This is a genomic window from Sporosarcina limicola (assembly GCF_014873855.1).
GTDB lineage: Bacteria > Bacillota > Bacilli > Bacillales_A > Planococcaceae > Sporosarcina > Sporosarcina limicola.
In genome coordinates this window covers 339606-355283 of record NZ_JADBEL010000001.1, presented here as the reverse complement: position 1 = coordinate 355283, position 15678 = coordinate 339606, and the positions used below count along the sequence as shown (strand labels likewise).

The following is a 15678-nucleotide window of genomic DNA, read 5'->3' as shown; positions in this document are numbered from 1 at the left end:
TTTGAATGTTAATACTAGTCTTTGCATTCATTCTAATCTTACTCTGGAGGGAGGTGTAGATCTATGTGTAAACCACCATCATCACCACCACCATCAAAAGGGGCACCTCGTTATCCCGAACAAATCTCTGAGGGTAATTTATTCGGAAGTGGAGCCACTACTTTGAGAGTACAAGGACCAACAGGAATACCGGGACAGAGCCCTGGTAATTGTTGTTGTTGTACTTATACTTGTTCGGGTGCAGTAAATATTAGATAACATGTTTGAAATTAAAAAACCTTCCATCGAGAATTTAATATTCGATGGAATGGTTTTATTAGAACCTTCGGATGGAAGTTGCGCTCTCGGACGATATGGGTAATTTGGAATAACCGCTTTTCTTTTGAAAATGTTTTGGCAAGACGGAATACCCGAATGATGAAATAAAGAAGAAGAATCTTAGTTTTTCCACGTGTAAATATAGTTACTGAACAATGCGGATAAATCGGATTATTCAGCTCTTCTTTTCAATAATAAAAATGTATAGTACTTTTCTCTTGTAATTTATTCTGGTATGGACAATCTTATTTTCTCCTTAAAAACCCCTAGATAGTTTCATAAATTCAATATAATACTTTTATTTGACAATTATTTCAACTTGTTATATAGTTATAGTTGAATAGTTTGAATGTTAATATTAGTCTTTTCATTCTTTCTAATCTTACTTTGGAGGGAGGTGTAGATCTATGAGTAAACCACCATCATCACCACCACCATCAAAAGGGGCACCTCGTTATCCTGAACAAATTTCTGAGGGTAATTTATTCGGAAGTGGGGCCACTACTTTGAGAGTACAAGGACCAACAGGAATACCGGGACAGAGCCCTGGTAATTATTGTTGTTGTTGTACTTATACTTGTTCGGGTGCAGTAAATATCAGATAACATGTTTGAAATTAAAAAACCTTCCATCGAGAATTTAATATTCGATGGAATGGTTTTATTAGTACCTTCGAATTGCTAACAGGGAAATACACTTATTAATTAATAAGTTAATTGCCCTCGGGAAGGGTAGGAATATCTTATAAACTCAAAAAAACTTTCTACAATAAATTAATCTATGAGAGGAGAGCAGCTTTAAGCGTGCTTACTAGGCCATCTTAGTACTATATTTCTCTACTTCGGGCTGATAAAGTACTTTTTCTGATTTCTCCCTTATCCAATCTTCTGTTCGTAAACATAGTGAAATCCTCAAATGTTATTTGGATGATATAAATTACTTATAGAATTTTTAGGGGTAGATCAACCTTTTAATAGTTTTAATTTAATATTTTTAGGGAATGGAGTGTAAAAATTGACGATAATTGAAGGCGTGATGAAAATAAAATCACAATTAAAATTAAATCAATATATTAGTTTTGAATTACCTGGGGGAGAACTCATTGTACAAAACTCTCAGGGAGTATCTAGAATTACGGATTCAAGATTAAAAGCATTTTTATTAGAGTGGGACAGTAAATCGAACTCACTAATTGAATACAATGATATACACGTATACATGGGGGAAGAAACCAGCGCGGCTGTTGATTTTTTGAAGTCATTATTAGTGATAACTGATTTTACGCCTCCCAACTTAGGTATTGATACAATTAGTTTTTATACTAATAATGATAATATTGGCTCACTTTTAAAAAATGTTTTAGATGAGGATTATTCCCCTTTTTTGAAATGTAATTATATTTACGATGAAAAATTAAACATTAATCACTTTGACACGAATTCAAACGAATTAATCGTGGTTTTTATGAATCCTTACAACAGAAAATTTGCTAAAGAAATTCGGGATTTAATTTCACAAAAAAAAGACACTTTTTTAATTTTTTCATATACATATAATAGCTCATTTTATATAGATTCCCTATACAACGGTTTTTTTAAATCCCCATGCCATATATGTCATATTTCTTATATAGAATCACAATTGAGAATTACAAACGGAGAAAATATTACTTACCAGCAGATGGTTGATAGCTTATATGCCGATAATAATTATTATCAAATAGAAACTCCATTAAATTTTAATGGAAATTTAAATGTTGCGACCCAATTAACAAATAGAATCGGAGATTTATTTCTCGCCGATATAAATACTGTTATTCATCCAGAAGCATTCAATGAAAGTAGTGTGTATAATTTAATTACAAAAAAAGTTCATAAAGATAATCCAATTCATTGGGAGATGTGTGATTGTTATGAGTAGTGTGGAATTCTATGATAAGTCGAAAAACAGAATAAAATCCGATTTATTCCAAAACCAAATATTGTCTACTGAATTATTGAACAATGTAATAAAATTTCATCAATCAGGTTCACTACTTAGAAACAAAAACTCAATAAAAAATTCTTCCTCGCCGCTTATTTATACATGGTTAGAAGCAGTTGAAAACACAGATATTTTGCCAGATATTTTTGAAGAAACAATAAAACTAGACACTTCTATTATCAATAATAATGGAAGTACCTCTAAGTATGATTTAGACTATGTATTTCCCTTTGAAAAGATTTCCAATGTTTTAATCAAGTCATTTGGTAGAGATTCACACACTTTGTCTAAAAGATATCCATCGGCTGGCGCTTTATTTCCCATTATTCCCTTACTACTCATATTTAAAGAAAATTCTATTGAAAGGGTTCCCGATTGCGGTGTATACATGATTGATCCTTTTAATTATTCTCTTTATAAGGTTAAGGGATGGGATGAGGAGGATATTGAGGATTTGAAATCCTCGATTGTACTAGATAAAACAAATAATGAATTTATTTCAAATTTTGCGATTGGTTATGCTATAGATATAAGAAGATCAATTACAAAATATAGAACAAGAGGATATCGACATGCTTTGATAGAGTTAGGGAGTATGACACAGGGTTTTAGAGAAAGTCTTCTTGATACGGAAGTATATTATGGTGATCTTTGTTGGTCTGGATTTAACGATTATTCTCTTACGTATTTGGCTGGACTAAACGTGAGATTAGCACCAGTTACCTTATTACAATGGTTTGGTAAGAAAAAACAACTTATTAATAACTTTTAAGGGCAGCATGCATAAATAAGAAGATTGGCTTTCATAACTATTTTGAAAAAGGAGCTATTAATACTATGCTATTTGAAAATCTACAAAATAGTTTTTATAATGTTCCTGATAACCTAATAGTTCATAAATCCTTTTACCCTTCATACTCAAAAGCCTCTTGTTTATTAATCGATGGGCACACAAGTCCTGACGGTGCAAACGCCTTAGATCAATCCAAAATAATGTCATTAAAAAAAAGCTTTTCTGAATTACTGGAAAGAAGAAATTTACTGTTGGGAGGATACGGAAACCAGGATAAATTGGTTCCCAGCTGGAATTTAGTTACTGATGCGGTAGAACTCCTACCATACAGCTCCACGGTTTACCAAGCTACTGGAGAAAATCCATCAGATACAACAGGTACTGCTACACATAAAAATAGTAGTGCAGCAATTGAAATAGCGGTTATGGAAATATTGGAGAAAAATGCATTGTTTCTATTTTGGTATGGGAAAATTGGGAAACGAATACATGTTGATGAAAGTATAATAGCTTTAGAGATTTTTCAGCATTTAAAAGAGCAAAATAATTCAATTGATTTATACTGTAATATGAGTTTCAATAGCTTATTTGTAGTGTTTGTGGTTTTGAAAAAAACTAATTCGATTATATATACAGGTATTGGAACTTCTTATTGTATTAGTAAAGCAATAAAAAAAGCTTTGGAAGAAACTTATTTATTAAAGTGGCACAAAGAGTCTAATAATATTATTGCAGAAGACTATTTTAATACAATAGTAGAACCTGGAAATATATCAATAAAAAATGACTATTTATCGGAATTCGAAAAACTTCCTTTTTTAGGACCAGAAGTATTTAAGGAATATAAAAAACCTGACCCTAAAAGTTTTTTCCCTGAATGGTTATCTGATTTACATATAATATTTTTGAGAAATAGTATCTACCCATCACTGAAGTGTATTAAAGTTTTTTCCTCAGAATTATATAATCATGTGCCACTCAAGAAGTATATTATATTAAAACGTAAAGTGAACTTGCAGACAATTAATATTGATGAAAAATCTTTTAACGTTATCCCAGAATGTATATTTATTTGAGGTGAATGTATTGTACAGTCTAACTAATAGTGGAATACCATTTTTAATAAAAGAGCTAAGTGTTTTTAAATCTTTATTGAGGGAGGCACCAATAAAAGTTTCTGTAATTCCATCTTATTTAGAAGGAGCGCTGGGTAGTGCAACTCATTTTGGTAGTAATAGAGTAATAAAAGCTGCTTTCGGAGAACAAATTGAAAGAACCTCTCTCTATTTAAATGCTGGAAATTTTAAAAATAGATATGTAAAGTCTTTTGACCTGAGAAAGTTTGAAGAGTCTTATGTACCCCTTGAAAAAATTGTTCATTGTTATCATACAAGAGTGTTAGAGGATTATCTAGATAAGGATACTGCGTATAATGATTCTTGCGGAGTCGCTTCTCATATTAGATCTTTTGAAACAATAAATAGTGCATTCCTAGAGTTTTTCGAAAGACAATCTTTAATTCATAATTGGTTAACAGAATCCCCAGGTAAACAAATCGATTTAAAATCTATTTCATCGGAAAAAGTTATTTATTTGATTAAAAAAGCCAAGAACTTCATAGACGACATATATTTTTTCGACATTTCATTACATCCCGACGTATCTGTTATTTTGACTTTAGGATTTGGAGAGAGGTATATGGGAATGGGTATTAGTGCTAATTGGGGTATGGAAAAGGCTATTGTTTCCTCATTAGAGGAGTTTTTCGAATTTTTCAGCACTAGCCCGCATAAGGATTTTGCAAAATCAAATGAAGAAAAATCACCCGATTATGAAGGTGATCGATCGTCTGATCCTCATTTTTATGCACATACTTTTTTTAGTACTTATGACTCAAAAAAGCTAAGGGAAGTATACTCATATTTATTTGATAAATCCAAAAGTATTGATTATTGTTGCTCTGAAGATATTGATTTCAATTATATAGAATCAATTCGCACAATTTGCACTACGTTAAATTTAGATATTCAACTAGTTTTTATACCTTCGGTTATTAAAAATTTACCTACTAAAATAGTGAAGGTAGTTAGCTTGAATGGATATCCCCATATGCTGACAACATTTTTGGAGCCCACCGATTACATTTATTCTTCCTCGTTAAATGTCTCCAGGTTTCCAAATAGAGGGAGAGCATTACCATTTCCGTGAGATAACGGAATTATTTTATTATCAATCCAAACCTCGGAGCGACCACATAAGATTGCATAATTATGCGGGTGAAAATCCTATGTGGTTAGACTTAGTCAAGTCATCAATAGCGAATCTTGGATTTATATAAGTTGACCGTGGTATTTCAGATGCGGTGAATTGAACAGGGTAATAAATTGATCAATAGGTTGTAAGATATTGTATAGGAAATTGGATATTGTATGAATTGGGTATGCTTTTAATTCATTATATAGAGGACAACTACTATAATATGATACTGGTTTTTCAACAATTCCGACTTGCCATAGAGGGTGTTTGTTTTCATGATGAATTTTAAATGGCAAGGGACATGAAGAAAGTCGAGAGCTCCTAATGAATACGCTTAGGCGGAGGTTCTGAAAGCTGAGTGGTGATTATTAGAAAGGGTGAACTCCATGGAAGTAGCGGAAAGTTTAAAGTCAGGTAGACCGATTAGAGATTTCTTAGTACTCTTAAGGTCACTTGAATGGCCAGTTGTAATAACTGTTATTGCTATTATACTCGCAATCGTTCAGACTGCAATTGGACTGATCATTCCATTGATAACAAAAAATATTATTGATACAATGACAATGGACTTCTTCAATTGGGAGATTAGTTTCATACTTATACTAATTTTCATTAGCCAAGCAGTTGCAGCTGGTGGTTCTTATTATTTGTTATCATATATAGGAGAATCTATTGTTGCTAATCTTCGAAAGAGAATATGGCGCAAGATATTAAAGCTACCTATTACCTATTATGATGAAATTGAAACTGGTGAGACTATGAGTCGAATCACACAAGATACTTCCACGTTGAAGTTTCTTATTTCATTTCATTTAGTAACTTTCTTTTCAAGTATTCTTTCTGTTACTGGTTCAATAACAATCCTTTTGTTTATTGATTGGAAGATGACTCTTATTATGCTTGTTAGTGTGCCATTATGCATGGTTGTAATTATTCCTCTTGGACGTATCATGTATAGGGTAGCACGTTCTACACAAGAAGAAATGTCGAAATTTTCAGGGCTTCAAGGTCGTGTTTTGAGTGAGATAAGACTTGTTAAAACTTACCGGGCAGAAGACTCAGAAAGCGGAAATGGCGACCGTGTAATTCACCAACTTTTTCGCTATGGAATGAAGGACGCTAAGATACAAGCAATAGTGTCGCCCATTACGACACTTATTATGATGGGGATTTTTATCGTAATTTTAGGTTACGGCGGGATACAAGTAGCTAGTGGTTCTTTGTCAGCAGGCGCACTTATTGCTATAATATTCTATCTATTCCAAATTATGTTACCTTCATCGCAAATGGCTTCCTTTTTCACTTCTTTTCAAAGGGCGGTAGGGGCTACAGAACGTATTCAGCAAATATTGACAATGGACAGTGAGCGAGATGAAGGTCAATCTATAAATCAGGAAGGCAATATCCGGTTTGAAAATGTAGGATTCTCTTATGATAAAAAGGGTGAGGTAATATCCGATTTATCATTTGAGGTTCCAAATGGCACAGTAACAGCATTTGTTGGTCCGAGTGGGGGAGGGAAAACAACACTATTTTCATTGCTTGAACGATTTTATACTCCTTCAAACGGGAGGATATTATTTAATGAAAAAGACATTCAAACGCTTTCATTATCCGAATGGCGTGGTAGAATTGGTTACGTTTCTCAAGAAAGCCCTTTAATGAGCGGTACTATTCTCGATAATATGGCATATGGATTAAAAAAAATTCCTTCCATGGATCGAATTAGTAAGGCAGCTGAAGATGCAAATGCCCTAGATTTCATAAAAGAGCTACCAAATCAGTTCGATACATTGGTAGGTGAACGCGGAATAAAGCTCTCAGGTGGACAGCGACAAAGAATTGCCATTGCACGAGCCTTATTACATAACCCGCAAATTCTCTTACTTGATGAAGCAACATCAAATTTGGATAGTGGCTCGGAAATGCATGTACAAACTGCTCTTCAGCGCCTTATGTTTGGCAGAACTACACTTATTATCGCTCATCGTCTAGCCACAGTAACACACGTAGATAAGATAATTTTCCTTGAAGAGGGACGCATCACTGGGATAGGGAGTCATGAAGAACTTATTCGTACACATGAGCTATATAGAAAATTCTCCAGTGGACAAGGTTTAAACCTTATAAATTGTTAGAATAAATTTGTTGATTCAGACTCAAAAAACTAAAAATAACTTAAATAAATCTAATGACTCAAACCCAAGAATGTAGAATTGCAAAAATTACTGTTGATGAAGTTAAAAAACGAATCAGTTTTGGCTGATAATTAAAACGTAAAACCGTCATCTGGGGAACTGGTGACGGTTTCTTTGTTTTGAATAATTATGTTGTACTATTCATAAATATTTGTTAGGATTAAAATTAATTCACGAGTCTAATACATTGGTGTATTCAGATATAGGTGGCATTTTCCTGGTAAGATAAAATTTTACGCGGAATGTCTGAGCCTGTACATCGAATAAATGAAACAAGTTCGTATGGATATGCTTTACAAATGACACCAAATTACGGAGGAATCACATTAGTTGAACATGGTGGTGGGCAGCCGGGGGATCATCCCATTTCGGATTTGTACGTGAAAAAGGAATTGTAGCAGTAGTTTTAACAAATAGGAGTGGAGTAAGTGCTGATGCTATTTGGTTAGCCGCTGTTAATGTTGTATTAGGGATTCCAATAGACCAAAAGAGAAGTTATGAACCCCATTATAATTTAAGCAAAGAGCAATTAAAGCGATTAGTTGGTACATATACATCTAATGAAGGATTGAAAGTGACAATTTCTGTAGAGCAGCAAAATATAAAGGCAATAATCGATGGTCAAACCTACACACTTAGAGCGAGCGACGAGAGAACACTTGTCATTACGCCTCTCGAGAAACCAATACAGTTCTTTTTCGATGAAAATAACCAGGCTTGGGCATTATTTTTTGGACTAAGAATGTTAGTTAGAAGTAGGGGATAACAAGGGTTTAATTTGCGGAAAATTACATAAGTTTAAAAGGGGGAAAGTAAAAATGAATATTATTGACCTACATTGTGACGTATTGCTAAAGCTATATGAATCGAAAGGGAAATTGAAGTTTCAAAATGCTCCAGAGCTTGATATGAGCTATGAAAAACTGAAACAAGGCGGAGTCAAAGTACAGGCATTCGCAATTTTCATCTATCCAGATATAAAGTCGGACGAAAAATTTCAAGTCGCTTTAGATCAGATCCATTATTTTTATTCGGATGTCCTTGCAAATAATCCGAATATGAAACTGATTAAGGAATGGAGTGATATCGATCACTTGAAAGAGGGAGAGATTGGAGCTTTATTGACATTAGAAGGTGTGGATGCAATCGGAAATGACCTTCAAAAACTGTCGATTTTATATGAATTAGGTGTTCGGTCAATCGGCCTTACCTGGAATAATGCGAACTTGGCGGCAGACGGAGCAGGGGAAAAACGTGGAGCAGGTCTTACATCATTTGGTAGAGAAATTGTTGACTTTAACAATCGTCATAAAATTCTCACTGACGTATCCCATTTATGTGAAAAAGCTTTTTGGGATGTCATGGGTGAAGCGAAGTACCCTATTGCAAGTCACTCAAATGCAAAATCATTATGCAATCACGTTCGAAATCTTTCGGATGAACAAGCGAAGGCAATGTTCAATAAAAATGGAATGATTCACGTCGTCTATTGTCCTCCATTTGTGAAAGCGCAAGGGGACGTTACAATTTCCAATCTTATTGAACATATCGATCACTTCTGCTCATTAGGAGGGGCAAACCAAATTGGTTTAGGTTCCGACTTCGATGGAATTACACAGAAAATTATCAATTTGGAAGATGCTTCAATGTATCCTAACTTGGTAAATGAACTTTTAAAACGATACAGTGAAGACACAGTGAAGGGCTTCGCCTACCAAAACTTCCTAGACCATCGTCCGAAGTAAGAAGTCTTAATTATGTGGGTACCAGGCACCTAAACAATTGAACCTATAAGGCTAATTACGCAGTAAAGGAGCCCAAGTAGTAGAAAATAGTTAGTGATGGAAAATTGTCTTTTATAACTTGTTGTATTTATCTTTCTGCTTTCAACATCCCGAATTACTTGTTCCTTTTTACTAACAGCAGAAAAAAAGTACTTTGAACTTTTTACAAAGGCGTTGAAGAATTCTGCTTGAATGAGCATCAATACACTCCCGATTATTAACAGAATTAATCCGATGTAAAATATCCCATCAAAAAAATAAATAATACTTTCTGAAAAAAATAACAATAAAATGGAAACCGAGACTGTGAATATAATTGCTAGAAGTATGAGGGACCTATCTTTCATCTCTTTAAACAGCTCCTTGAATTAGATAATATTGGAAGGTGCAGAATATTATTAATGTTATTGTAATTTGTGATATTTACATATATAATTATATAAAATTCAAAAGATTTAACAAGGGGGAAATTGATGATGAAGAATAAAAAATGGTTAGGGTTTATGTTCCTTGCAATTTTTACGCTAGTTTTATCGGGATGTAACTTCAGTTCATCAAACAAAAAAGAAGATGAACCAAAGAAAGAGGATAATGGCAAAGAAGGCGGCGAAAAAGTCGACCAAGTACTCAATTTGAGTGAGCCATCGGATATTCCTACTTTGGACTCGACGAAAGCGCATGATGCAATTGCTTTTAACGTATTAAACAATGTGAATGAAGGGCTATATCGTCAAAATCAGGATAACGATTCTGTCCTTGCATTAGCTGAAAAACACGAGATGAGTGATGATGAAATGGTTCATACATTCACTCTAAAGGATACAAAATGGAGTAATGGTGACCCCGTAACTGCTGCGGACTTCGAATATGCTTGGAAACGTGTTATGAAAGATAATGGCGCTTATAATTATATGATCGTCACTGCGGGTGTTAAAAATGCAGAAGCAATTATGAATGGGGAAATGGATGCTGAAGAGCTTGGCATAAAAGCGACAGGTGATAAAACACTTGAAGTAACGCTCGAAAGTCCGAATCCTTTGTTTAAAACATTGCTTGCATTTGCAACATTCCTACCTCAAAATCAAAAATTTGTTGAAAAGCTTGGCGATCAATATGCCCTTGAAGCGGACAATATCTTAGCAAATGGCCCTTTCAAACTTGTAAACTGGACACAAGAACAGGGTTGGGAAATGGTAAAGAACGAAGATTACTGGGATGCAGAAAATGTTAAACTTGAAAAAGTCAATGTGTTTGTAGTAAAAGACCCCTCTTCAGGCATTAATCTTTATGAAACTGGTAAAATTGATCGTGTCAAGTTGACATCTGCACTTGTCGATCAATATAAGGAAAAGGAAGACTTCAAAAATGTGAAAGCCGCCGGTACAGTTTTCTTACGATTCAATCATAACAACCCTGCATTGAAAAATGTCAATCTCCGCAAAGCTGTCAACATGGCGATTGACCGTGAGGGATTGACGGATGTTATTTTGAAAGATGGCTCTTCACCAATCTACGGGGTGGTTGCAGAATCATTTTACTTCTCACCGGATAAGGTAGATTATCGAGAACTCAATGGAGATTTCAACAAAGGAACACCGGCAGAAGCGAAAGAGTATTGGGAAAAAGCGCTAGCTGAAATCGGGCAAAAAGAAGTGAAGGTTTCATTGAACATCGCTGATACAGACGAAATGAAGAAAGTAGCTGAATTTTTACAAGCTCAGCTTGAAGACAATCTTCCTGGTTTCAAACTTGAAATCAAAGCTGTACCATTCAAACAACGTCTTGAAATTGAAAAAGCAATTAAATATGACCTTTCTCTTTCAACATGGGGTCCTGATTACAGAGATCCGATGACATACTTGGATATGTGGGTAAAAGGAAGTTCAGCAAACCGTATGGATTACTACAATCCTAAACTCGATGCATTAGTTACAGAAGCGCGCGGAGAGACAGACCTAAGCAAGCGTTACAAACTATTGCTTAATATTGAGAAAATCTTTTTAGAAGATGACGTTGCAGTCGCACCGCTTTATCAACGGGGATCGTCGGTTCTTCTTAACAATAAAGTAAAAGGACTTGTAGATCATCCAACAGGTGCAGATACGTCTTACCAATGGGCTTATATTGAGGAATAATAGACAATAAAGTGGAAAAGGGCGCGGGTGTAACCAACTGGTGCATCCGCGTTTTTGATTGGGATAACTCCTGCTTAATTAGTCTGAATTGTACGAACGTTGAACATGAACTTTTCAAAGAATTGGGGTGTCTGATTTGAAGCGATATATGATAAAACGGCTTGGTTTCATGATTGTCACGTTATTTATCATCATTACCTTAACTTTTTTCCTTATGCAATTCCTTCCTGGAACACCGTTTACGAACCCGGAAAAGTTGTCCGATAAACAGCTTGTCATATTAAATGCCAAGTACGGATTAGATCAGCCTGCCGCAATACAATATGTCCGTTATATAGGCAACCTTTTACAAGGTGATTTGGGGTATTCATTTCAATACGAGGGCCGTACTGTTAAAAGTATGATTGTCGATCGTGTTGGCCCGTCAGCGCTCATAGGATTGCAAGCGCTCATTTTTGGAACGCTTGTAGGATTGGTACTGGGCATCATTTCAGCACTAAAACATAATACAATCCTCGATTATGGATCAGTGACCTTGGCGGTGCTTGGCATGTCTATCCCATCATTCGTTTTTGCGGCTTTACTCCAATATTATATCGGCGTAAAGCTGGAATGGCTTCCTGTTGCTTTGTGGGAAAGTTATGACAGTACGTTACTGCCCTCGTTTGCGCTTTCGGTGACCGTCATCGCGACGGTTGCACGTTTTATCCGGAGTGAAATGCTCGAAGTGCTGGGACAGGATTATGTAATCACCGCAAGATCCAAAGGGTTACGGGAATCGGTCGTTGTGACAAGGCATGTCATTCGAAATGCACTGATCCCCGTTGTGACGATGCTTGGGCCACTTGCGGTTTCAATTATGACGGGAACGCTCGTGATTGAGAAGATTTTCGGCGTCCCCGGTTTAGGGGAACAGTTTACGTTATCCATACTTGTGCTCGATTATAGTGTCATTATGGGTATCACACTTTTTTATAGTACGTTGTTCATCGTCATCGTTTTCATTGTGGATCTATTATATGGGTTCCTCGATCCCCGTATTGAATACAAAGAGGGGGGACAGGTATGAAGACTACAAGTAAAGAACAGCATCTTGATGAATTAAAAGCTGCTCAAACTAACAATCGTGATCAAATTACTGCTGATCTGTTCGTACCTGCACCGCTGGATACTGCAGGGCAAGAGGAAATCTCAAAACCGTCCGTTTCTTTTTGGCAGGAAGCTTTCCATCGACTATTTAAAAATAAAGGCTCCGTGATTGCGCTCTTTGCCCTTGTGATTTTGATCATTGTTGCTATCGTTGGACCGTCTATGAATGACCATACCTACCGAAGCCAAAACTTAGCACATTCCAATATGCCGCCAAAAGTCTCGGGTCTTGAATGGCTCGGCTTTGATGGTAAAAATTCTAAAGGGATGGATGTCTATGAAGCGCAGCATGTGGAAACGAATTATTGGTTCGGAACAGATGAATTCGGTCGGGATTTATGGACCAGGGTGTGGAAGGGAACTCAAATTTCACTTTTCATCGCACTTGTTGCCGCAACGTTAGATTTGATTATAGGCGTTATTTATGGTGGAATTTCCTCCTTTTATGGCGGTAGAATAGATACTATTATGCAGCGGATTATAGAGGTTCTTATAGGAATCCCGAACTTGATTGTCATCATCCTGTTCATCCTCATATTGGAGCCGGGTATTCGCTCGATTATCTTGGCAATGGTGATTACAGGATGGGTTGGCATGGCGCGTGTCGTACGTGGTCAGATTTTACAACTGAAAGGGCAGGAGTTTGTCTTGGCTTCTCAGACGTTGGGCGCTTCAAACGCTAGGTTAATCTGGAAGCATTTGATGCCGAACGTTATGGGCCCCATCATTGTCACGGTTATGTTCACGATTCCTACTGCAATATTTTTTGAAGCATTTTTAAGTTTCATAGGGCTGGGTTTACAGGCGCCACTTGCTTCGTTAGGTGTGTTGATAGAAGATGGCTATAAATCAATACGTTTTTTCTCGTATAAGCTTATTTTCCCAGCACTTGTTATCAGTACGATTATGATTTGTTTCAACTTATTAGCAGACGGATTAAGAGATGCGTTAGATCCGAAAATGAGGAAATAGGGGAGGGTCATCAATGACAGAAGAAATATTGGCAGTCAATAATTTGCACGTTTCCTTCAAGACCCAAACCGGTACGGTAACGGCTATACGGGGTGTGAATTTCAAGTTGAATAAAGGGGAGACGTTAGCGATTGTTGGCGAATCAGGTTCGGGGAAATCCGTAACTGCAAAGACGATTATGCGACTTCTGCCAAAGCATAATACATTGATCTCAGAAGGCGATATCACATATGAAGGACGGGATTTACTCAATCTTTCATTGAGTGATATGCAGAAAGTGAGAGGTTCGGAAATTGCGATGGTGTTCCAAGATCCAATGACTTCTTTAAACCCGACGATGCGGATTGGAAAGCAAATTATGGAAGGGCTTTTAAAACATCAACACCTTTCTAAAAAGGTTGCCAAGCAGAAGGCGTTAGAAATGCTGGAACTTGTAGGCATACCCAATGCGAAAGAAAGACTCGAAGCGTATCCTCATCAGTTTTCTGGGGGCATGAGACAGCGTGTCGTAATTGCCATGGCACTGGCCTGTAATCCGCGGATTTTGATAGCAGATGAGCCGACGACTGCCCTTGACGTCACCATACAAGCGCAAATTCTACAATTAATGAAGGACTTGCAGGAGAAAATGGATACGGCGATTATCCTTATTACACATGATCTAGGTGTCGTGGCAAATATGGCGGATCGTGTTGCCGTCATGTACGCAGGCGAAATTGTAGAACAAGGGACGTTGGACGAGATCTTTTATCAGCCACAGCATCCGTATACACTGGGGCTTTTACGCTCGATGCCTAACTTGAGTGCAAGCAGGTCAGAGCCGCTGATACCGATTCCTGGTTCGCCACCTGATTTAGCGACACTTGGGACGGGATGTCCTTTTGCGGCGCGTTGCCCCTATACAATGAAGGTTTGTCATGACTTTTTACCTGAACATACACATTTAAATGAGAGTCATACGGTGATGTGCTGGTTGCAGGATGCTAGAACTCCGTTGACACATATCCCAGAAGAAGTTGGGAGTGCGAAATGATGAAAAAAAACGAGGATTTATTAGTAGTAAAAGATTTAAAGAAGCATTTTAAAATGGGCAAAACGAGTACACTAAAGGCGATAGATGGGATTAGTTTCACGATAAAGAAAGGTGAAACACTTGGCCTTGTTGGGGAATCTGGTTGTGGGAAGTCCACAGTTGGCAGGACGATTACGCAAATTTATGAGCCAACAAGCGGGGAAGTCATTTTTGATAATGAAGTACTCCATACCAAACAAAATAAGGCGGTCCAACAACAAAAAAAGCGTGCGATGCAAATGATTTTTCAGGATCCTTATTCTTCACTTAATCCACGGATGACTGTAATGGAAATTATTTCAGAAGGATTGGTCATTCATTCTCCGGAACTTTCGCGCATGGAGCGGGAAGAGAAAGTGAACGAACTATTGGAACTCGTTGGCCTTAGTAAAAAGCACTCACAACGCTACCCGCATGAATTTAGTGGGGGACAGCGGCAACGTATTGGTATCGCCCGCGCTTTAGCGGTAGAACCCCAATTCATCGTTGCGGACGAACCGATAGCCGCGCTCGATGTATCAATCCAAGCGCAAATTGTAAACTTGCTGAAAAAGCTTCAAGAAGAGAAAGAGTTAACGTATTTATTCATCGCGCATGATTTGTCGATGGTGAAATACATCAGTGATCGAATCGCAGTGATGTATTTGGGTAAAATTGTGGAGCTTACAGCGAGTGATACACTCTATGAAAAGCCGCTCCATCCCTATTCACGGGCGTTGCTGTCGGCCATCCCGATTCCGGATCCCGATATGGAGAGGTCGAGGGAACAAACCATTTTACAAGGGGATGTCCCTAGCCCGATTGACATTCCAAGTGGTTGTCGATTCAGAACACGATGCCCGAATGTGATGGATGTCTGTTCTAAAATTGAACCAGTCTATAGGGAAGCTGAACCCAATCATTTTGTTGCGTGCCATTTGTATGATGAAACGGTTATGTCTCGTGAAGATGCAGTTGCACTTCACGATTGCTAAAAGACCGTCTTGTCGGAATAGTGATGATAAAATGCTATAATCCT

Annotated in this window: 14 protein-coding genes; 13 read left to right on the top strand and 1 reads right to left on the bottom strand. The window is 36.9% G+C overall.

The genetic code is table 11. The features are described 5' to 3' along the window. The first annotated feature begins 725 nt into the window (after positions 1–725). From H4683_RS01805 to H4683_RS01765, 8 genes are all read left to right on the top strand, one after another. Positions 726–923, top strand: a complete 198-nt coding sequence (locus tag H4683_RS01805) for a hypothetical protein (protein WP_192597103.1) — start codon at positions 726–728, stop codon at positions 921–923. A gap of 409 nt (positions 924–1332) precedes the next feature. Beyond that, positions 1333–2238 (top strand): McbB family protein, encoded by a 906-nt coding sequence (locus H4683_RS01800; protein ID WP_192597102.1) that lies wholly within the window; start codon positions 1333–1335, stop codon positions 2236–2238. Next, positions 2231–3073 (top strand): nitroreductase family protein, encoded by an 843-nt coding sequence (locus H4683_RS01795; RefSeq protein ID WP_192597101.1) that lies wholly within the window; start codon positions 2231–2233, stop codon positions 3071–3073. Before H4683_RS01800 ends, H4683_RS01795 begins: the two co-directional genes overlap by 8 nt. A 65-nt stretch (positions 3074–3138) precedes the next feature. Beyond that, positions 3139–4170: a YcaO-like family protein gene (locus H4683_RS01790; protein WP_192597100.1), complete on the top strand. Its 1032-nt coding sequence runs from the start codon at positions 3139–3141 to the stop codon at positions 4168–4170. Positions 4171–4180: 10 nt separating this feature from the next. Further along, the gene (locus tag H4683_RS01785; protein ID WP_192597099.1) at positions 4181–5302 is read left to right on the top strand and encodes a YcaO-like family protein; all 1122 of its coding nucleotides are present in this window, start codon (positions 4181–4183) and stop codon (positions 5300–5302) included. 434 nt (positions 5303–5736) lie between these two features. Continuing rightward, positions 5737–7488, top strand: a complete 1752-nt coding sequence (locus tag H4683_RS01780; RefSeq protein WP_192597098.1) for an ABC transporter ATP-binding protein — start codon at positions 5737–5739, stop codon at positions 7486–7488. 634 nt (positions 7489–8122) lie between these two features. Beyond that, on the top strand, positions 8123–8314 hold the full coding sequence (locus tag H4683_RS01770) for a hypothetical protein (RefSeq protein ID WP_192597096.1): 192 nt from the start codon (positions 8123–8125) through the stop codon (positions 8312–8314). A 52-nt stretch (positions 8315–8366) separates the two neighbouring features. Next, entirely contained in the window at positions 8367–9293 is a 927-nt protein-coding gene (locus H4683_RS01765; protein ID WP_192597095.1) for a dipeptidase, read from the top strand. Between the two features lie 29 nt (positions 9294–9322). Here H4683_RS01765 and H4683_RS21850 read toward each other — a convergent pair whose 3' ends face one another. Next, positions 9323–9679, bottom strand: a complete 357-nt coding sequence (locus H4683_RS21850) for a DUF3899 domain-containing protein (protein WP_192597094.1) — start codon at positions 9677–9679, stop codon at positions 9323–9325. A gap of 126 nt (positions 9680–9805) precedes the next feature. Here H4683_RS21850 and H4683_RS01755 point away from each other — a divergent pair, with 126 nt between their 5' ends. From H4683_RS01755 to H4683_RS01735, 5 genes are all read left to right on the top strand, one after another. Further along, positions 9806–11467, top strand: a complete 1662-nt coding sequence (locus H4683_RS01755) for a peptide ABC transporter substrate-binding protein (protein WP_192597093.1) — start codon at positions 9806–9808, stop codon at positions 11465–11467. A 136-nt stretch (positions 11468–11603) separates the two neighbouring features. Next, a complete protein-coding gene (locus tag H4683_RS01750) occupies positions 11604–12536 on the top strand; it encodes an ABC transporter permease (protein WP_192597092.1) in 933 nt (310 codons plus the stop codon). Then, positions 12533–13588 carry an oligopeptide ABC transporter permease gene (gene opp3C / locus H4683_RS01745; RefSeq protein ID WP_192597091.1) on the top strand — a complete coding sequence of 352 codons (1056 nt, stop codon included), beginning with the start codon at positions 12533–12535 and terminating at the stop codon, positions 13586–13588. The genes H4683_RS01750 and opp3C overlap by 4 nt, the downstream gene beginning before the upstream one ends. A gap of 13 nt (positions 13589–13601) precedes the next feature. Beyond that, a complete protein-coding gene (locus H4683_RS01740) occupies positions 13602–14621 on the top strand; it encodes an ABC transporter ATP-binding protein (RefSeq protein ID WP_192597090.1) in 1020 nt (339 codons plus the stop codon). Next, positions 14618–15634: an ABC transporter ATP-binding protein gene (locus H4683_RS01735; protein WP_192597089.1), complete on the top strand. Its 1017-nt coding sequence runs from the start codon at positions 14618–14620 to the stop codon at positions 15632–15634. Before H4683_RS01740 ends, H4683_RS01735 begins: the two co-directional genes overlap by 4 nt. Positions 15635–15678: the final 44 nt, after the last annotated feature.